Origin of the sequence: Flavobacterium cheonanense, assembly GCF_039539185.1 — a bacterium.
Lineage (GTDB): Bacteria > Bacteroidota > Bacteroidia > Flavobacteriales > Flavobacteriaceae > Flavobacterium > Flavobacterium cheonanense.
In genome coordinates, this window is sequence record NZ_BAABCT010000002.1 from 553566 (window position 1) to 579853 (window position 26288).

24 protein-coding genes are annotated in these 26288 nt (G+C 28.8%); 22 read left to right on the forward strand and 2 right to left on the reverse strand.

Features of this window, described 5'->3' with window-relative positions; translation table 11 throughout:
• Positions 1–10: 10 nt before the first annotated feature.
• Positions 11–2137: a Tex family protein gene (locus ABD766_RS05965; protein ID WP_344815809.1), complete on the forward strand. Its 2127-nt coding sequence runs from the start codon at positions 11–13 to the stop codon at positions 2135–2137.
• Positions 2138–2204: 67 nt separating this feature from the next.
• On the opposite strand, the gene tatA is transcribed toward ABD766_RS05965, so the two are convergent.
• Positions 2205–2405, reverse strand: coding sequence for a twin-arginine translocase TatA/TatE family subunit (tatA, locus tag ABD766_RS05970; RefSeq protein ID WP_298305120.1), 201 nt, complete (start codon positions 2403–2405; stop codon positions 2205–2207).
• Between the two features lie 209 nt (positions 2406–2614).
• Here tatA and ABD766_RS05975 point away from each other — a divergent pair, with 209 nt between their 5' ends.
• The 21 genes from ABD766_RS05975 (at position 2615) to ABD766_RS06075 (ending at position 25176) form a co-directional block, all read left to right on the forward strand.
• Positions 2615–3103 (forward strand): peptidase, encoded by a 489-nt coding sequence (locus ABD766_RS05975; RefSeq protein ID WP_344815810.1) that lies wholly within the window; start codon positions 2615–2617, stop codon positions 3101–3103.
• An 82-nt stretch (positions 3104–3185) separates the two neighbouring features.
• The gene (locus ABD766_RS05980) at positions 3186–3464 is read left to right on the forward strand and encodes an SdpI family protein (protein ID WP_344815811.1); all 279 of its coding nucleotides are present in this window, start codon (positions 3186–3188) and stop codon (positions 3462–3464) included.
• A gap of 2 nt (positions 3465–3466) precedes the next feature.
• The gene (locus ABD766_RS05985; RefSeq protein ID WP_344815812.1) at positions 3467–4963 is read left to right on the forward strand and encodes a GH3 auxin-responsive promoter family protein; all 1497 of its coding nucleotides are present in this window, start codon (positions 3467–3469) and stop codon (positions 4961–4963) included.
• A 7-nt stretch (positions 4964–4970) separates the two neighbouring features.
• Entirely contained in the window at positions 4971–5852 is an 882-nt protein-coding gene (locus ABD766_RS05990) for a carboxypeptidase-like regulatory domain-containing protein (RefSeq protein WP_344815813.1), read from the forward strand.
• Positions 5852–6757: a carboxypeptidase-like regulatory domain-containing protein gene (locus ABD766_RS05995; protein ID WP_344815814.1), complete on the forward strand. Its 906-nt coding sequence runs from the start codon at positions 5852–5854 to the stop codon at positions 6755–6757. The genes ABD766_RS05990 and ABD766_RS05995 overlap by 1 nt, the downstream gene beginning before the upstream one ends.
• Positions 6757–7629 (forward strand): carboxypeptidase-like regulatory domain-containing protein, encoded by an 873-nt coding sequence (locus ABD766_RS06000; protein WP_344815815.1) that lies wholly within the window; start codon positions 6757–6759, stop codon positions 7627–7629. The genes ABD766_RS05995 and ABD766_RS06000 overlap by 1 nt, the downstream gene beginning before the upstream one ends.
• 42 nt (positions 7630–7671) lie before the next feature.
• Positions 7672–9360 (forward strand): DUF6909 family protein, encoded by a 1689-nt coding sequence (locus ABD766_RS06005; protein ID WP_344815816.1) that lies wholly within the window; start codon positions 7672–7674, stop codon positions 9358–9360.
• 9 nt (positions 9361–9369) lie between these two features.
• Positions 9370–10365: a hypothetical protein gene (locus tag ABD766_RS06010; RefSeq protein ID WP_344815817.1), complete on the forward strand. Its 996-nt coding sequence runs from the start codon at positions 9370–9372 to the stop codon at positions 10363–10365.
• Between the two features lie 97 nt (positions 10366–10462).
• Positions 10463–11326, forward strand: a complete 864-nt coding sequence (gene rfbA, locus ABD766_RS06015) for a glucose-1-phosphate thymidylyltransferase RfbA (RefSeq protein WP_344815818.1) — start codon at positions 10463–10465, stop codon at positions 11324–11326.
• 122 nt (positions 11327–11448) lie between these two features.
• A complete protein-coding gene (rfbC, locus tag ABD766_RS06020; protein ID WP_344815819.1) occupies positions 11449–12000 on the forward strand; it encodes a dTDP-4-dehydrorhamnose 3,5-epimerase in 552 nt (183 codons plus the stop codon).
• Positions 11994–12857, forward strand: a complete 864-nt coding sequence (gene rfbD, locus ABD766_RS06025; protein ID WP_344815820.1) for a dTDP-4-dehydrorhamnose reductase — start codon at positions 11994–11996, stop codon at positions 12855–12857. The genes rfbC and rfbD overlap by 7 nt, the downstream gene beginning before the upstream one ends.
• Positions 12858–12948: 91 nt before the next feature.
• Entirely contained in the window at positions 12949–15021 is a 2073-nt protein-coding gene (locus ABD766_RS06030; protein WP_344815821.1) for an OstA-like protein, read from the forward strand.
• A 64-nt stretch (positions 15022–15085) separates the two neighbouring features.
• Positions 15086–16147: an NAD-dependent epimerase/dehydratase family protein gene (locus tag ABD766_RS06035; RefSeq protein ID WP_344815822.1), complete on the forward strand. Its 1062-nt coding sequence runs from the start codon at positions 15086–15088 to the stop codon at positions 16145–16147.
• 1 nt (position 16148) lies between these two features.
• A complete protein-coding gene (locus ABD766_RS06040; protein ID WP_344815823.1) occupies positions 16149–18044 on the forward strand; it encodes an LTA synthase family protein in 1896 nt (631 codons plus the stop codon).
• A complete protein-coding gene (locus ABD766_RS06045) occupies positions 18044–19105 on the forward strand; it encodes an NAD-dependent epimerase/dehydratase family protein (RefSeq protein WP_344815824.1) in 1062 nt (353 codons plus the stop codon). The genes ABD766_RS06040 and ABD766_RS06045 overlap by 1 nt, the downstream gene beginning before the upstream one ends.
• On the forward strand, positions 19105–19845 hold the full coding sequence (locus ABD766_RS06050; protein WP_344815825.1) for a glycosyltransferase family 2 protein: 741 nt from the start codon (positions 19105–19107) through the stop codon (positions 19843–19845). The genes ABD766_RS06045 and ABD766_RS06050 overlap by 1 nt, the downstream gene beginning before the upstream one ends.
• A 19-nt stretch (positions 19846–19864) precedes the next feature.
• A complete protein-coding gene (locus ABD766_RS06055) occupies positions 19865–20407 on the forward strand; it encodes a hypothetical protein (RefSeq protein WP_344815826.1) in 543 nt (180 codons plus the stop codon).
• A gap of 229 nt (positions 20408–20636) precedes the next feature.
• Positions 20637–21791, forward strand: a complete 1155-nt coding sequence (locus ABD766_RS06060) for a glycosyltransferase family 4 protein (protein ID WP_344815827.1) — start codon at positions 20637–20639, stop codon at positions 21789–21791.
• A gap of 2 nt (positions 21792–21793) precedes the next feature.
• The gene (locus tag ABD766_RS06065) at positions 21794–23086 is read left to right on the forward strand and encodes an oligosaccharide flippase family protein (RefSeq protein ID WP_344815828.1); all 1293 of its coding nucleotides are present in this window, start codon (positions 21794–21796) and stop codon (positions 23084–23086) included.
• Complete coding sequence (locus ABD766_RS06070; RefSeq protein ID WP_344815829.1) at positions 23087–23899, forward strand: glycosyltransferase family 2 protein; 813 nt, start codon at positions 23087–23089, stop codon at positions 23897–23899.
• A 23-nt stretch (positions 23900–23922) separates the two neighbouring features.
• Positions 23923–25176, forward strand: coding sequence for an O-antigen ligase family protein (locus ABD766_RS06075; protein WP_344815830.1), 1254 nt, complete (start codon positions 23923–23925; stop codon positions 25174–25176).
• Here the strand turns inward: ABD766_RS06075 and wecB are convergent.
• Positions 25139–26251 (reverse strand): non-hydrolyzing UDP-N-acetylglucosamine 2-epimerase, encoded by a 1113-nt coding sequence (gene wecB / locus ABD766_RS06080; RefSeq protein ID WP_344815831.1) that lies wholly within the window; start codon positions 26249–26251, stop codon positions 25139–25141. The two genes, ABD766_RS06075 and wecB, sit on opposite strands and share 38 nt — an antisense overlap.
• Between the last annotated feature and the right edge of the window lie 37 nt (positions 26252–26288).

The following is a 26288-nucleotide window of genomic DNA, read 5'->3' on the forward strand; positions in this document are numbered from 1 at the left end:
AATTTTATTGATGACTAACATTCAATTCATTCAAAGCCAAGTAAACACAACTCCTAAAAACATTGAAGCAACTTTAAAATTGCTTTCAGAAGATTGTACCATTCCATTTATTTCTCGTTATCGAAAAGATCAAACCGGAAATCTTGATGAGGTTCAAGTGGAAAATATTGCCAAACTTTCTAAGCAATACGACGAAATTGTAAAGCGAAAAGAAAGCATCTTAAAAACGATTGAAGAACAAGGACAACTTTCGCCAGAATTAAAATCTAAAATTGAAAAATCTTTTGATTTACAAGAAGTTGAAGATTTGTATTTGCCTTATAAAAAGAAGAAAAAAACACGTGCCGATGTCGCGCGTGAAAACGGATTAGAACCACTAGCAACTTTGATTTTAGCTCAAAGAAATGATGATGTAGATTTTCTTTCAACACAATATATCAATAAAAATGTTGAAAACGAAGAAGAAGCGTTGCAAGGCGCAAGAGATATCGTTGCCGAATGGATAAACGAAAATATTGCCGTGCGTCAAAGTTTGCGTCGTTTGTATAATAGAAAAGCTGTAATTGAAACTAAAGTTGTAAAAAAGAAAGCCGAAGAAGAAGACGCTCAAAAATTCAAACAATATTTTGATTGGGCAGAACCTTTGTCAAAAGCACCTTCACATAGATTATTAGCAATGCTTCGTGCAGAAAATGAAGGTTTTATAAAACTAAAAATAGAAACCGATATTGATGAAACTTACAATTTGATTGATGAAATCATAATCAAAAACGGTAATAGTCCATCTATTAATCACGTTCAATTGGCAATCGAAGACAGTTTCAAAAGATTACTTCATCCTGCCATTTCAAATGAAACGTTACAAGAAGCCAAAGCTAAAGCCGACATAAAAGCGATAGATGTTTTCGCAGGAAACTTGAGTCAGCTTTTACTTGCGCCACCTTTAGGAGAAAAACGAATTTTAGCTATCGATCCAGGTTACAGAAGTGGCTGTAAAGTGGTTTGCTTAGATGAAAAAGGTGATTTATTATACAACGAAACCATTTATCCACATCAGCCGCAAAATGAAACTGCAATGGCTATGAAAAAGATAAAATCGATGGTAAATGCTTACAATATCGAAGCAATTTCCATAGGAAACGGAACAGCAAGTCGCGAAACCGAATTCTTTATCAAGAAAATTGCTTTCGATAAACCAGTGCAGGTTTTTGTAGTTTCAGAAGCTGGAGCATCAATTTATTCAGCAAGTAAAATTGCTCGCGAGGAATTTCCAAATTATGATGTAACGGTTCGAGGTTCGGTTTCCATTGGAAGACGACTTTCAGATCCGTTGGCTGAATTGGTAAAAATCGATGCAAAATCCATTGGAGTTGGGCAATATCAGCACGATGTAGATCAAACAAAATTGAAAGAAGAATTGGATAACACGGTGATTAGATGTGTGAATTCGGTTGGAATTAACATCAATACAGCAAGTAAATCATTGTTGAGTTATGTCAGTGGAATAGGAGAGAAGATGGCCGAAAATATTATTGCTTATCGTCAAGAAAATGGTCCATTTGAAGATAGAAAACAAATTAAAAAGGTGCCAAGACTTGGTGAAAAAGCGTATCAACAAGCTGCAGCTTTCGTTAGAATTCACAACGGAAAAAATCCTTTAGATAATTCTGCGGTACATCCAGAAGCTTATCCAATTGTGGAGAAAATGGCAAAAGATTTAAAAATTTCGGTTAACGAATTAATAGCCAACAAAGAAAAAATAGCCTTAATAAAACCAGAAAGTTACACCAATGAAACCATCGGAATTCTTGGTATAAAAGACATTCTGAAAGAATTAGAAAAACCAGGATTAGACCCAAGAAAAGCCGCTAAAATTTTCGAATTTGACCCAAATGTAAAAACCATAAAAGACGTTCGCACCGGAATGATTTTACCAGGAATTGTTAACAACATCACCGATTTTGGCTGTTTTGTAGATATTGGTGTAAAAGAAAGTGGTTTGGTTCACATTTCCCAACTAAAAGCAGGATTTGTTAGTGATGTAAATGAAGTCGTAAAACTCCACCAACACGTTCAAGTAAAAGTTGTTGAGGTTGATGAAGACAGAAAGCGTATTCAGTTAACGATGGTATTATAAAACAAAAAAATTCCAAATTCCAATAAATCAATTGGAATTTGGAATTTTTAATATTGAAATTTCGAAACTATTTAGTTTCTTCTTTTTTAGAATCAGCAGGTTGATCTTCACCTTTTGAGGCTTTTTTAAATTCGTTTATTCCAGAGCCTAAACCTTTCATTAGTTCGGGAATTTTTTTACCTCCAAAAAGTAACAATACCACTACAATGATAAGTATCCACTCAGATCCTCCTGGCATAAACCCTAAAAATATAGTTAAAAAATTCATTTTTTTATTTATTAAAAATTAAATTCAGTTATTTACAATATGCAAATGTAAAAATAAAATGGTCGTGAATTGTGATTACTAAAAATTTTTACAATTAATTTAAGTTTAATACAGTATTTAGTTATTCATTTTATTTTTTTAAAAAGCAAAAACCTTAATAAATATAGCAATTCAACAAATTTTCTATATTTGTATAATAATAAAAAAACATGTCTGAAAAGCGCCTCAAAAAGCAAAAATTAAAGAAACATCTTTTCACTAAAAATCGTTTAGTAATTTTAAATGATGAGACTTTTGAAGAAGTTTTTTCATTGAGATTAACCTTGATGAATGTCTTTGTTTTTGCCTCAATTGGAGCTATTTTAATCATTTTTGTGACTACTTTTATTATTGCTTTTACTCCTTTAAGAGAATATATTCCAGGTTACACTTCAACAAAACTCAAAAAAGACGCTACAGAATTAGCTCTAAAATCAGATTCATTAGAATTTGCTATTAAGAAAAACGAAGCATATCTCGAGTCTATTAAAAAAGTTTTAAATGGAAATTTAGAATACGCTAAAGTCAACAAAGATTCCATTTTAGCAATATCTGTTGATACATTACCCGATTTACAATTAACAGCTACTGAAGCCGAAATGAATCTGAGAAAACAAGTTGCCGAAGAAGAGAAAAAGAAAATAGAGAAAAGAAAATAGAGAAAATATTATGTTCAACTTAGATAATATTATGCATTTGTCTGCTTTTGTTAGCATTGTTTTTTTAATTACAGGATTTATCATGTATAAATTTCCACCTAAAAAAATTAACTATTTGTATGGATATCGCACAAATGCTTCCATGAAATCTCAAGAAAGATGGGATTTTTCTCAAAAATATTCTTCTATTCAAATGATTTTTACAGCAATTAAATTATTTATAGTTTCATTGATTTTACCTTGGTTTAATGAAAGTTTCAAAACAAATATTTTTTTACAAATAGTTATCGTGATTGTAGCTGCGGGATTTATGTTTTACAAAATAGAAAAAGCGATTAAAATTAATTTTCCTAACGAATAAATATGTCGATAAAATCAATTGCAGCCAAGCTATTTGCTAAATCCATTCATAAAAAAACTCAAAAATGGGCTTCAAATCCTGTTGAAACACAACAAAAAGTTTTTAATGATTTAATTCGTCAAGCAAAAGAAACGCAGTTTGGAAAAGATCACAAATTCAATGAAATTAAAACTTTTGAAGATTTTGCCAAGCAAGTTCCAATAAGAGATTATGAAGAATTAAAACATTATGTTGACCGAGTTGTAAAAGGCGATGAAAATATTCTTTGGAAAGGAAAGCCTCTTTATTTTGCCAAAACATCGGGCACAACTTCTGGCGCAAAATACATTCCACTGACTAAAGAATCGATGCCTTTTCACATTCAAGCGGCGCGAAATGCGATTTTGAGTTACATTCACGAAACAGGAAAAGCCGATTTTGTTGATGGTAAAATGATTTTTCTACAAGGAAGTCCGATATTGGAAGAAAAAAACGGAATTAAATTAGGTCGTCTTTCCGGAATTGTTGCGCATTTTGTTCCAAAATATTTACAAAAAAACCGAATGCCAAGTTGGGAAACCAATTGCATTGAAGATTGGGAAACTAAAGTTGATGCTATTGTTGAAGAAACTTTCAATGAAGACATGGCGGTGATTTCAGGAATTCCTTCTTGGGTGCAAATGTATTTCGAAAAATTACATCAAAAAGCTCAAAAGCCAGTTGGAGAACTCTTCAAAAACTTCAATTTATTTATTTATGGTGGAGTAAATTATGAACCCTATCGTGCCAAATTCGAAAATTTAATTGGAAGAAAAGTAGATTCTATTGAATTGTTTCCGGCTTCTGAAGGATTTTTTGCTTACCAAGATTCTCAAAAAGAAAAAGGAATGTTGTTGCTATTGAATTCTGGAATTTTCTATGAATTTGTAAAAGCCGACGAATTTTTCACAGAAAATCCCAAACGATATACAATCGGTGAAGTAGAATTGAATGTGAATTACGTTTTAATTCTTTCTACAAACGCTGGACTTTGGGCTTATAATATTGGCGACACAATTCAATTTACAAGTTTAAAACCTTATCGAGTTATCGTTTCGGGTCGAATTAAACATTATATCTCTGCGTTTGGCGAACACGTTATTGGTAAAGAAGTCGAACACGCTTTACAAGAAGCTATGGAAAATACAGATATCCGCGTGAATGAGTTTACAGTTGCACCACAAATTGCGCCAAAGGATGGATTACCATATCACGAATGGTTTATTGAATTTGATTCCGAAATTTCGGAGGAACCCAATAATCTCGAAGAATTTGCGTTAAAAATTGACAACGCAATGCGCAAGCAAAATGTCTATTACGATGATTTAATAGTTGGAAAAGTATTGCGAACATTAGTAATAACAAAAGTTTCTAAAAATGGATTCCAAGAATATATGAAATCTATAGGAAAATTAGGTGGTCAAAATAAGTTACCAAGACTTTCTAACGATAGAAAAATTGCTAATTTTTTGAGTAAATAGAAAAAAGATGATAGAAAAAAGACTGGTTTGGGTTTTACTTTTAATTTCACAGTTTACTTTTTCACAAATTCGTGGTGTTGTAAAAGATAGCTTAACCGGAAATCCTATTCCTTATGTAAATATTTGGGTTGAAAACGAAAATATTGGAACTACATCTGAAGAAGACGGAACATTTGAATTAAAAACTTCAAAAGAAAAAAAGCTTGTTTTTTCGGTGCTTGGTTTTGAAACTAAGATTTGTAAATTATCTGAAACAGCCGAAATTATTCTAAATCCAATTGTATATCAGTTGGATAACGTAGAAATTACCAAACTTAAAAACACTAAAGAATTAGAAATTGGTGATTCCAAAAAAATTCACCACAAACATTTATCAGGAGATAAGCCATGGATTTATGGCAAGTTATTTACTTACGAACCAAAATATTCTGAAACACCCTATTTAAAAAATATAGTATTTTTATCAGATAGTGAAAAAAAAGATGCAAAATTAAAAATCAGAATATTTCAACTAAAAGACTCTTTACCTGATGAAGATATGTTATTCGAAGACGTCTTTGTTACTGTTAAAAAAGGAATGAGAAAAAACATTGTAGACATTTCAAAATATAAAATTAAAATGCCAAACAATGGAATTGTCATTGGATTGGAATGGCTTATTATTGAAGAAAATAAATATCTTTACGAATATACTTATAACAAAACAAAACAGAGTACTGTAAATTATGCACCTTCTTTGGTTATTAATTATTCAGAAGCAGAAAATTCCTTTCGCTATTCGGGAGGAAGATGGATAAAATCAAAAATTAATAAAATCAAAATTAAAGAAACAAAACCGTGGGATAATAAAGTTATGGTGCCTGCAATAAACCTCATTTTAACCAATTAATGAATAAAATTTACCTTTTACTTATACTAATTTCTGGTTCTCTTTCAGCTCAAATCAAAGGAGTAGTAAAAGATAGTTTGACAGGAAATCCTATTCCTTATGTAAATATTTGGGTTGAGAATAAGAATATTGGAACTACATCTGAAGAAAACGGAAGTTTTTCGATAGATTTAAAAAATGATTCAGTCTTGTTTTTTTCAGCTTTGGGATATGAGACAAAAAGACTTTTTTCCATAAAGGAAATTGTTTTTTTAAAACCAAAATTTTTTGAATTGAATGAAGTAATAATAGAAAACCCCAAGTTTAAGGAAGAAATAGAAGTTGGTAATTATGAAACTAGTGGTTTTAGGATTGGTATAGGTAATATTAATTCAGCGGTTTTTTTTAAACCAGATTCTATAATGTTAGCGCATCCATTTGTAAAGGAAATAAAGTTTCTAACAAAGTCAGATATTGAAAACGCTAAAATAAGAATTAAAATTTTAAGCGTTAATACTGATTATTCACCAGGAGAAAGTTTACTCGATGATGAAATCATTGTAACAGTAAAAAAAGGGAAAAACAAAAATACGGTCAACTTTAGTAACTATAAATTTAAGATTCCTGTTGAAGGATTTTTCGTTTCATTTGAAAAGTTACTTATAGAAGAAAACAAATATTTTTTCGAATTTAATTATAAAGATAAAAACGGAAAAAAAGTAAATCATAAGTCAATGTCAATTGAACCAGAACTTTGTTTTGTTCCCGAAGAAAAAGATATTGTTTGGCAATCTTCAATTAATGGCAGCTGGAAAAAAACTTCTAAACAAATTTTAGACAAACCAAAGAGTTATGAAAATCTACTTATGAGAAAGTATCATGATAAATATTTAATACCATCGATGTTAATTACTCTTACCAACTAATGAAAGCAATACTGTTACTTTTTTTATTTTCTATTTCTCTTTCAGCTCAAGTAAAAGGAGTAGTAAAAGATAGTTTGACAGGAAATCCAATTCCTTATGTAAATATTTGGGTTGAGAATGAGAATATTGGCGCTAGCTCAGAAGAAAATGGAACTTTTGAAATCTATACTACAGAAAAAAGTAAAAACTTGATTTTTACAGCAATAGGTTTTGAGAAAAAAATTGTAAAAATATCAGAAAGTAAAGAAGTAAAATTAAAGTCGGTAGAATATTTACTAGATGAAATAGTGCTTTCTAATAGTAAAGAAACCAAGCAAATTGAAATAGGCAAAACCAAAAATTCAATTTCACAAGCATTTGATAATGGCCCCAAAATTGTAGCCAAATTTTTCCCATACAAATCGTCCTATAAAGCAACAAAGTACATAAAAAAAGTTACTGTTTTAACCGATAGCAAAATAGAAAATGCTACTATAAAATTACATTTTTATGCTGTTGATTCCTTAGGTTTTCCATCAAAAGAGTTATTAAAAAAAGATTTGATACTAACTATTAAAAAAGGTGTAAACAATCATGCTTTTGATATTTCAGATTTGAATCTTACTATGCCAAAATCAGGACTTTTTGTGGGCTTTGAAAAATTACTTATCGAGAAAAATAAACTTGAAACTACAATTACAGATTTTAATTCGAACACAACAAAAACCCAAAAAAAATATTACCCATTCTTACTATATAATTTTGTTGAAAAAGATTTTCAATTTGAATATTCTGGAGGAAAATGGAACAAACAACAAAAATTCAATCTCGATGGTTCAGTGAGTAAAATGATGATAAATGAGCCGGCAATTAACCTTATCCTAACCAACTAAAGCATAAAATCAGTATATTTGCAGGTTAGAAAATAAAATTTAATGAAAGAAATTAAAAACATTTCGCGCTCAAGAGCGCAAGAATCGTCGGCAGCTATCGAACGATTGTACATTACCATGAGACATTTATTTAACAGAGGTTTTTACAAACCAATGGGTGTTTCAGGAGAAACTTTAAGAGAAGCATTATTAGAGCTTCGACCAGAAATTTACGGAAGCATTGCAGAAGAAAAAGTAGAACTTAACGGTTTACTTTATGTAATAGAAAGGCTTCCAGTAGGAATTGAAGAATGCCGTTACATCAACTTAACTTCAGATGAAGGGTATTCAAAATCACATTTTCAAGCCATCGTTCCACCAAAACGTAGAAGAAATTGCTACCGAATTGATGAAGAACAAATGAATGTAGAAATTACTCGCGGACGTTCAGACATTTATGATATTTTGACGCATTTGACTTTCATTTTCATCGAATCTCACAAAATTAAAGACAGAGTTTTAATTGATGATGAAGGAAGAATTTCACGCGATTGGCAAAAATTAGAACAAGCCGCTTTACAAACCAAAAAACTAACTCAAATTGAAAAGGAGAAAGCCATTTCTCACGCCGCAAATGTGTTGGGAAGAACGTTTGTTGAGGTTTTAGATATTTATGATTCTTTTGGAACCAAAGAAAAACCAGACAGATTTCTTCACTTAATTTACTGGTTAGGAAAACTTGCCATTGAAGAAGTGGTTGACAATAACAAAAGAACAATTACTTTCAGTCCAATTTTAAGAGAACGTCTTGGACACCACATTCACGGTGAAATTTGGGCAACCAATATCAAAGAAGTTTTAAAAGAAAATAATTTACTAGGAAGACCAATTCATATTATTAGTGCAAACATGCACAGTGTTATGAATTCAATTTTTGCAACGCATGTTCTAGGACCAAAATTCAAAGGAAAATCAGATTTCGATATTTTTGAAGAATTGAGTCGTCAAGGTGCGCATGATGTTCGTGATAAAGTAGAAGAATTTGCTCTAAAACACGGAATGATTTCGCTTCCAGATCAATCTGGAACTAATATTGACGTTCAAATATTCGATACCTCAAAAATTGATTGGATAAAATCGGCATTTCCAAATGCAAAAGTCGGAAAAGATAATCCGGTGATTATTGTAATGGATTATGCTTTTGGAGAACAAGCTTACGAAACTATTGACGAATTGTTGAAACCATACAAAAACGGAAAAGAGAAAACATTATTGAATGTAGAATCGGTTTCTATTATGGGTAAAGCAGGAATTCTAGAAGGTGGAAAAGGAGATATCATGATTCCAAACGCTCATATTAACGAAGGAACAGCAGACAATTATTTCTTTGAAAATGAACTAACTGCCGAAATGCTTGAAGGAAACGGAATTCCAGTTTTTGCCGGACCAATGATTACAGTTCTTGGAACATCACTTCAAAATAAAGATTTATTGAAGTTCTTTCACGAATCAACTTGGAGTGTAATCGGTTTAGAAATGGAAGGAGCTTATTATCAAAAAGCCATTCAATCGGCATCTAAAATTAGAAAAAGCATCAGTCCAAATGTAAAAGTTCGTTATGCTTATTATGCTTCAGATAATCCACTAGAAACAGGAAGTACATTAGCTTCTGGAGGACTTGGAACAACAGGAGTAAAACCAACGTATTTGATTACAATCAAAATATTAGAACAAATTTTCAACGTAAAATAACATATTTCTATGAGTACAAATTCTCAAAATAATGACAATCAAGAAATTGATTTATCTGATATTTCAAAAAAAATTGGTGGATTATATGACGCTGTTTTAATGTCAATTTTTAATATGATTTTGTTTTTTAAAAGAAAAGCCTTAATCCTAGGATTATTATTTATAATTGGAGCTGTACTAGGTTTCTTTTTAGATTCAAATAAAAATTATAATAGTCAAATAATTGTTGCGCCAAGTGGAGGTGTTGATTATTTATACTCAAAAGTAGATTTGATTAAATCAAGATTATCTGAAAAAGACGAGACATTTTTTAAAAGTATTGGAATCATCAATTCAGATAAAATACAAAATATAAAAATTGAACCAATTGTTGATCTTTATAATTTTGTAAATAACAATACCGCAATCGCTTCAAATGCTCAAAATACTCAAAACTTTGAAGTAATAAAATTACTTGCAGAAAGTAATGATATTAATAAAGTAATTGAAGATGAACTTACAAGTAAAAACTATCCATATCATTCTTTGCTTATATCATCAAACGGTAGAATAGAGTCAGATGATATTATTAAACCTTTATTAAAATATTTGAATACTGATGATTACATGAGTCAGATTTCGAAAATTAATAAGGAGAATATATTAATAAAAATGAAGAAGAACGAAGAAGAAATCGTTCAAATAGATTCGCTTATTAGTGTAATATCTAAAAACATTTCTAACAACAACAAGAGTAATAATCTAATATACAATAACGAAAACAGCGAGATAAACGCAATGTTTGAGTTAAAAAACAAACTTATTAGTGAAATTGCTTCTCAAAAAATGCAATTAGTAAAAATAGAAACTTTTATAAAAGACATTAGTATAACTCCAAATATTATAAATAATAAAGGGACAAATGGGAAAATGAAATTGATTTTACCGATACTATTTATTTCTTTATTTGTGTTTATTTCTCTATTTCTGGCTTTTTATAAAAATCAATCAACTAAAACAAAATAGAAATTTATGAAATCGCCATTAACATAAAGTTTGCGCAACAAACATCAATAAAAAAGGCGATACAATATTCAACCAATGATAAATAAAATTTAAACATATGAAAGGAATTATCTTAGCTGGTGGCTCAGGAACTAGATTGCATCCATTAACATTGGCAGTAAGTAAGCAATTGATGCCAATTTATGATAAACCAATGATTTACTATCCACTTTCAACGCTTATGTGGGCAGGAATTAATGAAATACTTATCATTTCAACACCACACGATTTGCCTTTATTTAGACAATTATTAGGCGATGGAAAAAAATTTGGTTGTCGTTTTGAATATGCAGTTCAAGAAAACCCTAATGGTCTTGCGGAAGCATTTATTATTGGAAAAGAATTTATTGGAAATGATAAAGCTGCTTTAATTCTAGGAGATAATATTTTTTACGGAACAGGTTTAGCCGAATTGTTACAAGCCAATAGCAATCCTGATGGTGGAATTATTTATGCATATCACGTTTATGATCCAGAAAGATATGGAGTGGTTGATTTTGATAAAGAAGGAAACGTTCTTTCGATAGAAGAAAAACCTGAAAAACCTAAATCAAATTATGCAGTTCCTGGAATTTATTTCTATGATAATTCCATTATTGAAGTGGCGGCAAATATAAAACCAAGTCATCGAGGTGAACTTGAAATCACAGACGTTAATAAAGAATATTTAAAAAGAGGAAATCTAAAAGTTAGTATTCTCGATAGAGGAACCGCGTGGTTAGACACAGGAACTTTTCAATCATTAATGCAAGCAGGACAGTTTGTACAAGTAATCGAAGAGCGCCAAGGATTGAAAATTGGAGCAATAGAAGAAGCGGCATACAAAATGGGATTTATAGATGCTAAACAATTAAAAGAACTTGCAACACCATTACTTAAAAGCGGTTACGGATTACATTTAATGAGTTTATTAGAAGAATAAAGAGAAGAGAATAAAGAAAATAGACAAGAGAATACACATAAACTTAAATGTACAATTACTTTTTGACCCGAGAGCTATGCTCGAACAGACGAAGTAATTTGACATTGAATTTGACATTTGACATGATTTTTACAGAAACTAAACTCAAAGGTTGTTTTATTATAGAACCCAAAATCATAAAAGACGAAAGAGGTTTTTTTATGGAAAGCTTTAATGAACAAACTTTTGAAAAAGGAACAGGAGAAAAAGTACATTTTGTTCAAGATAATCAATCCTATTCTTCGAGAGGAGTAATTAGAGGATTGCATTATCAAACAGGAGAACATGCTCAAGCAAAACTTGTAAGAGTTTTAAATGGTGAAGTGCTTGATGTTGCAGTAGACATAAGACCAGATTCTGAAACTTTTGGGCAGCATATCGCTATTTTACTTTCAGGCGATAACCAAAAACAGTTTTTTATTCCAAGAGGATTTGCTCATGGATTTTTGGTTTTGAGTGAAAAAGCCGCCTTCTTTTATAAATGTGATAATTTTTATAACAAAGAAAGCGAAGGCGGAATAAAATATAACGATTCAGATATCAATATTGATTGGCAATTTGATGTTGATGAACTAATTATATCTGAGAAAGACCAACAGCTTCCCAATTTAAAAAACGCTAAAAAAGTATGGTAGTTTTAGTAACAGGAGCAAACGGACAACTAGGACAAGCGTTACAATCTATTTCAGGAAATTATCCAGAAATAGATTTTGTTTTTTGTGATTCAACTCGTTTAGATATAACGGATTTAAACAATATTAAACAAAGTTTTAAACAATTTAAACCAGACTATTGCATAAACGCAGCAGCTTACACAGCAGTTGATAAAGCTGAAAGCGAACCTGAAAAAGCACAATTAATAAATGTTATTGGCGCAAAAAATCTAGCTGAGGTTTGTAAAGAATACGACACTATTTTACTTCACATTTCTACTGATTTTGTTTTCGATGGCACTAATAAAACGGCTTATAAAGAGGAAGACACACCAAATCCAACAGGAGTTTATGGTTTGACAAAATTACAAGGAGAAAAAGCGATTCAAGAAACATTTGATAATTATTTCATTATAAGAACCTCTTGGGTTTATTCGCAATTCGCAAATAACTTCATGAAAACCATGCTTCGTTTAGCTTCCGAAAGAGATAGTTTATCAGTAGTAAATGACCAAATTGGAACACCAACAAACGCAGTAGATTTAGCCGAAGTTTTGATTTCAATTATAATAAAAACCCAAAACTCGCAACCCGAAACTCGCAATATTTTCGGAATCTATAACTTCTCAAACGAAGGAAGATGTTCATGGTATGATTTTGCTAAGGAAATATTTGAAATAAATAATGTCAATATAAATTTAAGCGCTATACCAACAACAAGTTTTCCAACACCAGCAAAACGCCCAGCTTATAGTGTTTTAGATAAAACTAAAATAAAAAAGTTTTTTCAAGTTGAAATTAAGGATTGGAAAGAAAGTTTAAAAGCATGTAAAATTTAAATTTTATTTAGGAGTTTATGAATTCATAAAATATAATTTTACCAACAAAACAGTACTTTTGAAAAAGACGATATTTATACTGAGTTTTCTAATGATGAACATTGCATTTGTATTTGCCCAAAAAGCAAAAACAATTGTTATTGAACATACTGATTACTCAGACATTAATCAATATGAAGTTCCAGACGCTGTACTTTTAACAGGTAATGTGAGACTTAGTCATGATGGAGCAACAATGACTTGCAACAAAGCCTATTATTATCAAAAAGAAAACTACATAAAAGCATTTGGAGATGTTCAAATGGTGCAAGGCGACACACTTTATTTAAACAGTAAATATGCCGAGTATAATGGAAATATCAAAAAAGCATTTGCAGCAGGAAATGTAGTTATGACTTCACCAGAGTCAACAATGACAACCGATACTATTCACTTTGACCGAAACACTCAAGAAGCTTATTTTAATTCAAACGGAACCATTGTAAATAAAAATAACACTTTAAAAAGTAAAGCAGGACGTTATTATTTAAAGGAAAAAAAATACCAATTTTTATCTGCTGTTGAGTTAAAAAACCCAGAATATACTATAAAGACAAATCATTTAGATTACAAAACAACCCAAGGCAATTCCGATTTAAAAGGACCGTCAACTATTGTAAGTAAAGAAACCTTTATTTATACAGAAAACGGACATTATAACAGCAAGAACAATACAGGACATTTTCTCCAAAAATCGTATATAAAATACAAAGACAGATTGATAGAAGGAGACAGTTTATATTACGATAGAAAAATTGAATATGCCTCTGGAACTAATAATGTAAAAATTACAGATTCCATTAATAAAGCCATCATCAAAGGACATTATGGCGAAGTTTTTAAACAAAAGGACTCTGTTTACATGACTAAGCACGCTTCAATACGCTATAAAGTTGAAAACGATTCGATGTTTGTTCACGCTAAAAAGTTGTATTTAACCGGAAAAACAGGCGAACGAATTGTGAGAGGACAAAAAAACGTTAGATTTTTCAAAACAGATTTAAGTGGTAAATGTGATTCTATTCATTCCGACCAAAAGAGAGCTTTAACGCAACTTATTGGAAAACCAATTCTTTGGAATTTTGAAAACCAACTTACAGGTGATGTAATGCATTTGATAGGTGATAATAAAACAGAAAAACTAGATTCACTTAAAGTGTTAAACAATACTTTTATTATTTCAAAAGATACTATTGGTGATGGTTTTAACCAGATAAAAGGTTTAAATCTTTATGGAAAATTTTTAGAAAATAAGCTTCATGAAGTCGATGTAATTAAGAATACAGAGGTTGTTTATTACATGCGAAATGACAAAAACGAACTAATAGGAATCAATAAAAACGTTAGTAGCAAGATTAATATGATAATGGATGATAAAAGTAAAGTAGAAACAATTACTTTTTTCAATAATGTAGATGGTGATATTTATCCAGAAAAAGATTTACCCGAAAACGCAAGAAAACTTCGAGGTTTTGTATGGCGAGGTGATGAACGAATAAAGACAAAAGAAGATATTTTCCCAGAAGATGAGGTAGAATTGGATAAAAAAATAGTGGAGGAAAGTAGGGAAAAGTATAAAAAAGAGAGTTCAAATGTAAATGAAATATTAAGTAAAGAAAGTGAAGAACTCGCTAAATATAAAGTTTTAGATTATGTTTTAGACACTAATTTTAGACCAAATTATAATAACACAAACAATAAAATAATATTAGATGTTGTTGTTCAAAACGACGATCAGTTTCAGTTATTTTACACTATTGATAATACATTTAACTTTACCGAAGGAAATTCGGAAAAAGTAAATATAATAGGAAATCTCACAAAACAAAAAGTTGTTTTTTATTTACCTGAAAATTTAAATTTTACTAATTTAAGGCTTGACTTAGGTGAAAATCCTCATCAAAAAGAAATCAATATTAAAAGTATAACAATAGAAAAAAACGACAAAAAAATCATAATAAATAGCAAGGAAATATTAGATTATTTTGTTATAAATAATGATTTGATATACAATGAAAATAATCAAACCTTTATTCATAAAAGTAAAGATAAATCAAAAAAAGTTGACCCTAATTTAAATTGCAGTTTAAAGATGGTTAAAGCGCTTAAAAATTTTAAAAAATAATAAGATAACATTCGCTTTTATATAGCAGTCTTTTTTAGTTGAATAAAAATTAAATTTAAAAATAATGAAAATAGTTATAACAGGTGGAGCAGGATTTGTTGGTTCAACGCTTTGTATTCAACTAAAAAAAAAATACCCTGGATATGAAATTGTTGCTTTTGATAATTTGAAGCGAAGAGGTTCTGAATTAAATTTAATTGATTTTCAAAAACAAGGTATAGAGTTTATTCACGGTGATATTCGTAACAATGAAGATATTCTTGCCATAGGAAATTTTGATGTTTTAATTGAAGCATCTGCCGAACCATCGGTTACAGCTGGTTTAGATTCTGATCCTACATATGTGATTAATAACAATCTTTACGGTTCAATAAATTGTTTTAACGCTTGTGTAAAATACAAATCCAAACTTATTTTTCTTTCTACAAGTAGAGTTTATCCTATTGAAATAATAGAAGAAGCAACTTTTACTGAAAACGATACTCGATTTATATTTAATGAAAACCAAAAAAGTGATGGAATTTCTCCAAAAGGGATTTCCGAAAGATTATCGTTAGATGGCGCGCGATCTTTTTATGGAACAACAAAATTATCTTCAGAATTATTTATTCAGGAATATGCTGCTTTTTATGGTTTAAAAGCTGCAATTACAAGATTTGGTGTTATTGCTGGACCAAGACAAATGGGTAAAACAGACCAAGGAGTTGTAACTCTCTGGATGGCAAAACACTATTGGAATCAATCGTTGAAATATATTGGATATGGCGGAACAGGAAAACAAGTTCGTGATATTCTTCACGTTGATGATTTAGTAGATTTAGTAGATTTACAAATCCATAATATAGAAAAATTTGAAGGCAAAATTTACAATGTTGGTGGCGGAATAGAAAATAGTGCATCATTAAAAGAAATGACCGTTATTTGTGAAAAAATATCAGGAAACACAATTCAAATTGATGAAATTCCTGAAACACGAACTGCCGATTTAAGAATTTTCGTAACAGATAATTCTAAAATTGAATCTGAAATTGGTTGGAAACCAAAAAAATCGGTTGAAACAACATTTCAAGATATTTATAATTGGATTAAAGAAAACGAAAAGCAATTGGAATCAATATTAAAATAGTATGGAAAAAATAAAACAACTATTAAATGACAAAATAAAAATAACAGGATTCGTATTTTCATTAATTTGTGCATACTTATTGTTTCCATCATTTTTGGCATTAGATATTTATCCTGTTTCCGAAGGAGCTTCTCTTGACCCATCTTGGGCTGTAACTTTAAACTATGCTAACTTTCAAAATTTGAATTGGGGAAATGATATAGCATTTACCTATGGTCCGTTATCATATTTAGCGATAAAAATGGGTTGGAATTGTAAAGCTATTTATTTCTTGTTATTTGATTTATTTTATGCTATAAATTTATTTTTTTTATTTAATGATAATTTTTCAAAAAGTAAAAACAAAATTATAGTTGCTGTTTTTATTGCTCTAGTTGTCTTGTTTTTACCAAATTATTTGGGTGGTGGAAATGCGCTTGTATTTTACTTTTTTCTTCTTTTTTGGATAAAAAAAAATACAGATAAAGTAGCTTTAATAAATTATGTTTTCCAAATATTAATTGTTGTACTATTATTTTTTATAAAATTTAATACAGGACTAGTTTGCTTTTTATTATTTGTTTTCTCTCTTATTTATTTAGGATTTTTCAAACTTGAAAAAATCACTCTATTACTATTTTATTTGATATCACCAATCATATTAATAGTTCTATTTTCACAAATTTTAAATGTATCAATTTTAAATTACATTAAAGTAGGATTAGAAATGGTTAGTGGTTATAACGAAATAATGTATCTTAGAGCTGAGGATTATGAAAAATTACACCCAACATCATTATTATTGATTATTATCACAGTAATATTTTTTGTTTATAAAATGTACATAGAAAAAGGAAAATTGTTTAAAAACATTTTTGTTTTTGTATTATTTCTTTCAGGACTATTTATTTTATATAAACAAGCCTTTTTAAGAGCAGATTTACCTCATATTATGGAATTTTTTAAATTCTTTCCACTTTTAGTATTAGGTTTGAGTTGTTTTTTCGAATTTTCTTTTAAGAATAAAATTAATTTACTTCTTATACCGATTTTTGTAATTCCTGTTTATGTTGTGGCAAATAATGAACCAAATCTTTTTGTCAGTATTAAAGATAAAACTAGTAAAAAAGGATACATAGATAGTTATTCAAGTTATACACCTACATCAACTTTTAAATTATTTCCAAACAATAATCAATTACCACAATCAGTTTTAAATAAAGTAAAAGATAACACTATCGATATTTTTCCTTGGAACATTCAGTTATTATATGAAAATAAACTTAATTATTTACCAAGACCTGTAATTCAATCATATACTGCATATACTCCATATCTTGAAGATTTAAATTTTAATCATTACAATTCATCAAAAGCGCCAAAATTTGTTTTGTTTGATTATAAATCAATCAATGCGACTTATCCTTTGCTCGACGAATCAAAAGTTCATTTAGTTTTGTTTAAAAATTATCAACTAGTAGAATCCTTCATTTTCCAAGAAAGAAAGTTATTACTTTTGGAACGAAAAAGTGATTTTAAACCAATTAGTTTAATATTGCAAAATGAGTATGCTTTATTATTAAATTCGCCTTTAGTAATAAAAGAAAATTGTTTTTATGAAGTTGAATTGTATAATTCAGTTAATGGAAAAATAAAGTCTTTTATGGAATATGCACCTGAAGTTGTGCTAAATATAAAAACGAGCAACAATAGATTAATTGATTTTAAAAGTTCTAAAGCGCAATTAAAAACAGGTCTTTTCTTTACTCATTTTATTGAAAGCACTGATGATTTTGAAAAGGTTTTAAAAAACGATAGTTTAGATGCAACAAATCAAATAAAAAGTTTTAGTTTTAAAGTAAAAGACCATTATTTTAAAGAAAAGATCAGAGTAAAAGAATATAAAATAAAACAATAATGAAAATTTGTATAATCACAGGCTCATCAGGCTTAATAGGTAGTGAATCAGTTGGTTTTTTTGCTGATAAATTTGATAAAATAATTGGTGTAGATAATAATATGCGCCAAGTTTTTTTTGGTGAAAATGCCTCTACCGAATGGAATACCAGAAAATTAATTAACGATGTGCCAAATTTTGAACATCACGCTATTGATATAAGAAATATTGAAGAGCTTGAAAAATTGTTTTCTAAACATAAATCGGATATAAAGTTAATAGTTCATACAGCAGCACAGCCAAGTCATGATTGGGCAGCACGCGAACCATTAACAGACTTCACCGTAAATGCAAACGGAACATTAAACATGTTAGAAATGACTCGTTTACACGCTCCAGAAGCGACTTTCATTTTTACTTCAACTAACAAAGTATATGGAGACACTCCTAATTATTTACCATTAGTTGAATTAGATAAGCGATGGGAAATAGATGAATCTCATTCTTATTTCAAAGATGGTATCGACGAAACAATGAGTATTGATCAAACGAAACATTCTCTATTTGGAGCTTCAAAAGTTGCTGCTGATGTTTTAGTGCAAGAATATGGAAAATATTTTGGAATGAATACAGGTGTTTTTCGCGGAGGATGTTTAACAGGACCAAATCACTCAGGTACACAACTCCACGGTTTTCTCTCTTATTTAATGAAATGTGCAATAACAGGCGACAAATACACCGTTTTTGGTTACCAAGGAAAACAAGTTCGAGATAACATTCATAGTTGGGATTTAGTAAATATGTTTTGGCATTTTTATCAAAATCCTCGTCAAGGTGAAGTATATAATGCTGGTGGTGGAAGACATTCAAATTGTTCTATGTCAGAAGCAATTGAAATGTGTGAAAAAATTACAGGTAAGCCAATGAATTATGAATATTCTGAAACAAATAGAATAGGGGATCATATTTGGTGGATTAGTGACGTTTCAAAGTTTAAAACACATTATCCAGATTGGACATGGAAATATAACATTAATGATATTTTAACTCAAATATTTGAAGCAACAACTAATAAACAATAATGAAGTTAAGTATAGTAATTCCAGCTTATAATGAAGAAGAATCAATTTCAGAAACAATTGATCAAATAGAAGAAGCGCTGTCTAAAGTAAATATTAATCATGAGATATTTGTAGTTAATGATAACTCAAAAGATGGAACATTGAAGGTTCTTGAAATGTTAGCTCAAAAATATCCAACTTTAAAATACGAAACTAATTCAGGACCTAATGGCTTTGGATACGCTGTTAGATATGGGTTAGAAAGATATTCTGGAGATTGTGTAGCAGTAATGATGGCTGATTTATCTGATTCGCCTTATGATTTAATTCGATATTACACCACAATGATTGAGGGAAATTATGATTGTGTTTTTGGTAGTAGATTTATAAAAGGTGGAAAAGTAATAGACTATCCTTGGTTAAAAAAGATTATTAATAGAATCGCAAATTTTATAATCAGATTTGTAATGAGAATAAAATACAACGATACAACAAATGCATTTAAATTATATAAAAGAGAAGTCATTAATGGTGTAAAACCAATCCTCTCTCCACATTTTAACTTAACAATAGAATTGCCATTAAAAGCAATTATAAGAGGATTTAGCTATACTGTTGTTCCAAACTCTTGGACAAATAGAAAATATGGAGAATCAAAATTAAAAATAAAAGAAATGGGAAGTCGCTATTTTTTCATTTTAGTATATTGCTTTGTTGAAAAATATTTTTCACGAGGTGATTTTAAAATAAAAAAATTATAAATTTGCAAAAAATAAAAAAATGAAAGCAAGAGTAAAATTCCTATTAGTATTGGTGTCAATTTCAATTTTATCGTGTAAAAATGAAAAATCTGTTGATGATTTAAAAGTTGAAACACCTCAAGTGGTTGAGAGTAAAGTTAAAGTTACAATTGATATGGTAGTTAAGACAGACGACACTTTTCAATTATTTTATACTGAAGATGGAACATTAAATTTTAATGACAAATTTTCTGTAAGAACACCTGTAAAAGGAAGTGAAAACAGTCAAAAAGTTGTTTTTGAGTTACCAGAGGATGTGAAGTTTACTTTTTTGCGAATTGATATGGGAGAAAACAACAAACAAAACGAAATAAAAATAAACAATTTTTTAGTCAATTACTTTGATAAAAAATGGGAAGCAAAAGGTAATTTGTTTTTTCAATTTTTTGGACCAAATGACCAAATGACTTTAAATTATGATTTATCAACATTAACACCAGTTGTTAAAGAAGGTGTTGTTTATGATCCAATACTATATCCAATGGAACCAGTTGGTGTTGAATTACAAAAATTATTAAAATAATTTTCACAATAGAATAGGTTAAAAAGTTATCTCAGCAAGATAACTTTTTCTTTTTTAAGAAACATTGATAACAATAATTATTAATTCTTTCAAGCATAGATAAAGGATATTATCAGTAAAAATAAAAGTATAAACTACAAAAAACAGCGATTTATTTACATTATAAAAAGAGTTAAATAAGTTTAAACGATTATAGTAAAAAGGACTTAAAAAGTAATATCAAACAATAGTGAAATCAAATCTTACAATAGCTTTTCTAACTTCTACAGATCCAAATGATAAAAGATCATGGTCAGGAATTCATTATTGTATGTATAACTCCTTGAAAAATAATTTTGTAACCGTTGATGTTATTGGTCCAATCGATGGTTTTTTATTAAAATCAATAGGAATTGTAAATAAAATTTCTCGTTTTTTATTTAATAAAGGTTATAATCACAATAACTCCATCGTTAGAAGTTACCTTTTATCATTAACCATCAATAAGAGAATTAATAAAAAAAAATACGATATAATTTTTGCTCCAGCATCTTCTTCAGAAGTAGCATTTATAAAAACTAATGCAAAAATTATTTACCTTTCAGATTCTTCCTTTGGACAATTAAATGGTTATTATGATGTTTTTTCTAATTTATTTAAATTTTCTAGTAAAGAGTCTAATTACATAGAACAAAAAGCAATTGATAAATCAGATTATTTTATTTATCCTTCAAAATGGGCGGCAAATTATATTGTTCAAAATTATGGTGTTGATGAACAAAATGTAAGCGTTATTCCATTTGGTGCCAATATAAATAATGAAGATATTGTATATTTAGAAAAAGAAATTTCTAATAAAACACCAATAACATTACTTTTTTTAGGAGTCGAATGGTTAAGAAAAGGAGGCGATTTAGTATTTAAAACTTTTGAAATGTTACTAGAAAATGGATGCGATATAAACTTAATTGTATGTGGATGTGTTCCGCCAGTTTCACATCCTAAAATGACGGTTTACCCTTTTTTGAATAAAAATAATAAAGAAGATTTTGCAACTTTTAATACCATACTTTCACAAACACACTTTTTGTTTTTACCAAGTAAAGCAGAATGTTTTGGCATAGTTTTTTGCGAAGCAAGTGCTTATGGAATCCCAAGTATAACGACAAATACTGGAGGAATACCTAATGCTGTTTATGATGGTATTAATGGTTATTGCTTAGATGTTAATGCAAGTCCAAAAGAATATTACAATACAATAGTTCAACTAATTGAAGATAAAGAAAAGTACAAAGCCTTAAGTAAATCATCAAGAGCGTTGTATTTAAATAAATTAAATTGGGAAAATTGGGCTAATGAAGTGGCCGAAATAATTTCCAAAATTAGTAATAATAACAAATCCTAGACTTGAACATTAAAACACTACTTCCATTAGATACTTCAAATATAAAATTCCTTTTGGGAAAAGGAGGTATTTCTTTTTTGTTTAGAATGTTCGGCATGGGGCTAAGTTTTTACATTATAGATTTAGTTTCTAATGCTTATAATGTAGATACTTATGGAAATTTTTCGCTTGTTCAATCAACGATTTTAGTATTAACCATGATTTTTACACTTGGTATTCAAAATGTATTAATCATAAATGTTGCTACTACAAATCCAGATGATTATTCGGCTCAATTAAATATTTTATTCAAAGCCATAAAGCTAATTTTGTTTACTTCAATAATTCCAATTATTGTAATTTACTTTTTTTCAAAATTTATAGCTTTAAACATATTTTCAAAGGAAATCTTACAACATGATTTCAAAAATATTGCTCTCTTTTTATTGCCTTTTTTGCTTCATGAAATTATACTATACTTTTTTATTGCGAGAAAAAAATTCATCAGCTTTGGGCTATTTATGTTTGTTTTACCAAACACTTTTTTTATTCTATTAGTACTAATTTGTAAAAAAATTCTAATACAAAATATAAATGTCACCTTGCTTTATGGCTTGTCTTTTTTAATAACTTTTTTAATAGAAATTATATACATATACAAGCCATTTAAAATTATAAGTAATGTTATTTCATATAAAGAGATTATCAAAAATGCTTTACCAATGATGACAAGTGGATTATTATTACTTCTATTGAACACAACAAATGTTTTTATGTTAGGAATAATGTCAACATCAAAAAGCGTTGGAATTTATAATGCTTCATATAAAATTGGACTTTTAGTTTTACTTGTCCTAGCTTCTGTAAATGTTATTATTGGTCCAAAAATCGCTGAACTCTTTCATAAAAATAAAATTGCTGAACTTAAAAAAATAATACATCAATCAACTTACTTTACAGCAATTATAACGCTACCGATAGTTTTGTTTTTATTAGTTTTCAACAAAGATTTATTGGCAATTTTAGGAAGTAATTATCAAGAAGGATCAACCGTTTTGACAATAACAATTTTTGCTTCTTTTTTTAGTGCAATATCAGGAAATGTCGATCAAATTTTAAACATGTCAAACAATCAAAACACACTATTAAGAATAAATTTGATTTGTTTAGTAATAAATATTCTACTTTGCTACATTTTAATACCGAAATATGATATTGTAGGAGCTGCAATTGCAAGTATGTTTTCAACCGTCTTAATGAATCTAATTTGTAATATTTACATTAAAAAGAAATTAGGATTTTTTACCTTTTTTTAAATGAAAGTTGAGTTATCAGTTATAATAGTTAATTATAATGGGCAAATTTATTTTAAAGATTGCCTTGATTCGTTATACTGTAAACTTGAAGGAATTTCATTTGAAATAATTGTTCTTGATAATAATTCTTCAGATAACAGCTGCTTATTTATAAAAGAAAATTATCCTCAAGTAATTTTAATTGAGTCAAAAATAAATCATGGTTTCGGAAAAGGAAACAACGAAGCGGTCAAATATGCTAAAGGCGAATTTTTATTATTAATTAATAATGATACTATTGTTTTAGACAATCTATTACCAGTTTTAAATCACATAAAAAGCAATGCAAATATTGGTGTAATTGGCATAAACATGTTGAATAAGGAAAAAAAATACATTCCTGCTGCAGGCGTGTTTCCTAATTTCATCAATATGTTTCTAATGAAGAAACTTCTCCAAATAGATGAAGAATTTGTTAATGGAAATTTTTCAAAATCAAGTTATAATGTAGATTGGCTTGGAGGCTCTTTCTTATTGCTAACCAAAACCCTTTACAATGAAATAAACGGATTTGATGAAGATTATTTTATGTATGTAGAAGATGTAGATTTTTGTAAAAAGATTGCAAATAAAGGACGCGCAAGAGTGTTTTTAACAAACTATAGTTATATTCATTTTGTAGGCTTCACAAAATCAAAAAACCCAATGCTAATCAAAGGTTATGAATTATATATTTCCAAACACTTTAATGGTTTAGAAAAACTAAAGGTGATGACAGCTTTGAAAATAAATAAGTTAGTAAAAAAAATAAAATCATCTCTGAATTTAGATTAATTTTGAATTCTCAAAAAACCTAAATGAAAATAAATTCCACTAAATTTTATAGCGGCTTGTTTGTAATTGTAATTTTATTGCAGTTGTACTTGCCATCATTTAAGTTAAATTTAATTATACAATTATTTTTATTAGCACTATTTTTCTATTATGAAAAAGTAAAAGTAAATATTCAGTTTTATAAAATTATCTCACCACTTTTCCTTCTTTTTTTTATTGGATTTATAGGAGCAATTATCAATAATTTTGGAATGTTTAACATAATAAAAGACATTTCACATTTTTTGAAACCAATAATAGGTTTGCTTATTGGATATCTGTTTTACAAAAAGATTGATAATTTAAAGACATTTACTAAAACAATTGTTTTAGTAGGATTTATTTCTGCAATAATTCATTTTATAATTGTTTTTGGTTTTAGTAAAACCAATACAGTTGCAGAAATAAGAGAATATGGAAGAGATAACTACTTAGAGTTATTTTCTTTTTTCTTTTTATCTTTTTACAAAAAACTAACAAATGACAATTTATTTGATAATAAATTAAATTATAGAATAGTTTTTTGGGTTCTTTTATTATCGTGTATTTTGTATTTATCCAGAACAATGATGGTTTTAGCAATATTACTTTTATTATCAATCAATGGATATACCAAAATAACCATGAAAGGATTAAAAGCAATGGGAATATTTTTATTAGCCATTATTGGCTTTTATATTTTTTTACATAGCATAAAAATAGACAGAGGCAAACCAGGATTAGAAGCATTTTTATTTAAAGTAAAAATTGCTCCTGAAGAAATTTTTAAAACAAGAATAGATAGAGAAAACCATAAAGAATTATGGGATCACTGGCGTGGATATGAAGCAAAAAGAGCTTTCGATTTAATGACAGAATATCCAAGTAGTTTTGTTTTTGGAACGGGTTATGGTTCTTTAGTCAATCTAAAGTTTGAAGCACCACTTACAGGAGAAAATAAAGGAATGAAATTCATTTCTGAGCTTCACAACGGATTTGCTTATGTCTTTTATAAAACCGGAATTATTGGTTTAATAATTTATTTAAGTTTTTTAATTTCTTTATATAAAGTAATATATAAGAACTCTAATTACGCAACGGCTTTTATCTCTTCAATTGGAATTTTATATTTTTTTACAACACTAACCATTACAGGAATATATAATTCTAGAGATATAATTATTTTTATTCTTGGAGCATTATTGTTTTTTAAAGATAAAATTAATGCATCAACAAAGCCTGCTTTATCTTCTCACTAGTAGTTCCATCACCATAAGGATTTGTTGCTTTTGAAATGGAATTATAATAGTCATTGTTTTCTAATAATTTCTTTGTTTCTGAAACAATTTTCTCTTTGTCTGAACCTACTAAAATTGCTGTTCCTGCATCAACACCTTCCATTCTTTCTGTAACGTATCTTAAAACCAAAACAGGTTTCCCTAAACTTGGAGCTTCTTCTTGAATACCTCCAGAATCGGTTAGTATTATATTACTTTTACTCATCATCCAAATAAGATCAGGATAGTCAAGAGGTGAGATTAATTTTATGTTTTTAGCAATAAGTTTTTTATAAGCAATATCCTTAACATTAGGGTTAAGGTGAACAGGATATACAATTTCAACACTTTCTGAATACGTTGAAGAAATTTCAAGTAAAGCATCACAAATATCTTCAAATGGTTCTCCAAAATTTTCTCTTCGATGACAGGTAACTAATAGTATCTTTTTTGAAAAATCTATAAAATTATACTTTTCAACAAATTGATTTTCTATCATTTTTACTTTCTCTAATCCTAAAAGCAAAGCGTCTATAACGGTATTCCCAACAACGAAAACATTTTTATTGATATTCTCTTTTATTAAACTTTCTTTAGAATTTTCAGTAGGACAAAAGTGAAAAGAAGCTAAGTTTGAAGTCAAAACCCTATTCATTTCTTCTGGAAACGGTGAGTGCATATCATTACTTCTTAATCCGGCCTCAATGTGTACAATTTTAATTTTCTGATAAAAAGCAGCAATTGACGATGCTAAAACTGTTGTAGTATCGCCTTGAACAAAAACATAATCAAAATTCTCTTTTAATAAAATTTCATCTGTGATACGCGAAATCAAATCGGCAGTTAACTGATGAAGAGTTTGATTAGGCTTCATGATGTTCAAATCATAATCAACATTAATATTAAAAAAATGCAAAACTTGATCTAACATTTCTCTATGTTGAGCTGTAACAGCAACTTTTACATCAAATAATTCATCATTAGAAAAACATTGAATTAGCGGAGCCATTTTTATAGCCTCTGGTCGAGTTCCAAATAGGAATAGTATTTTTTTCATTATTAGAATAATCCTAATTTTAAGAAGTGTAAAACTA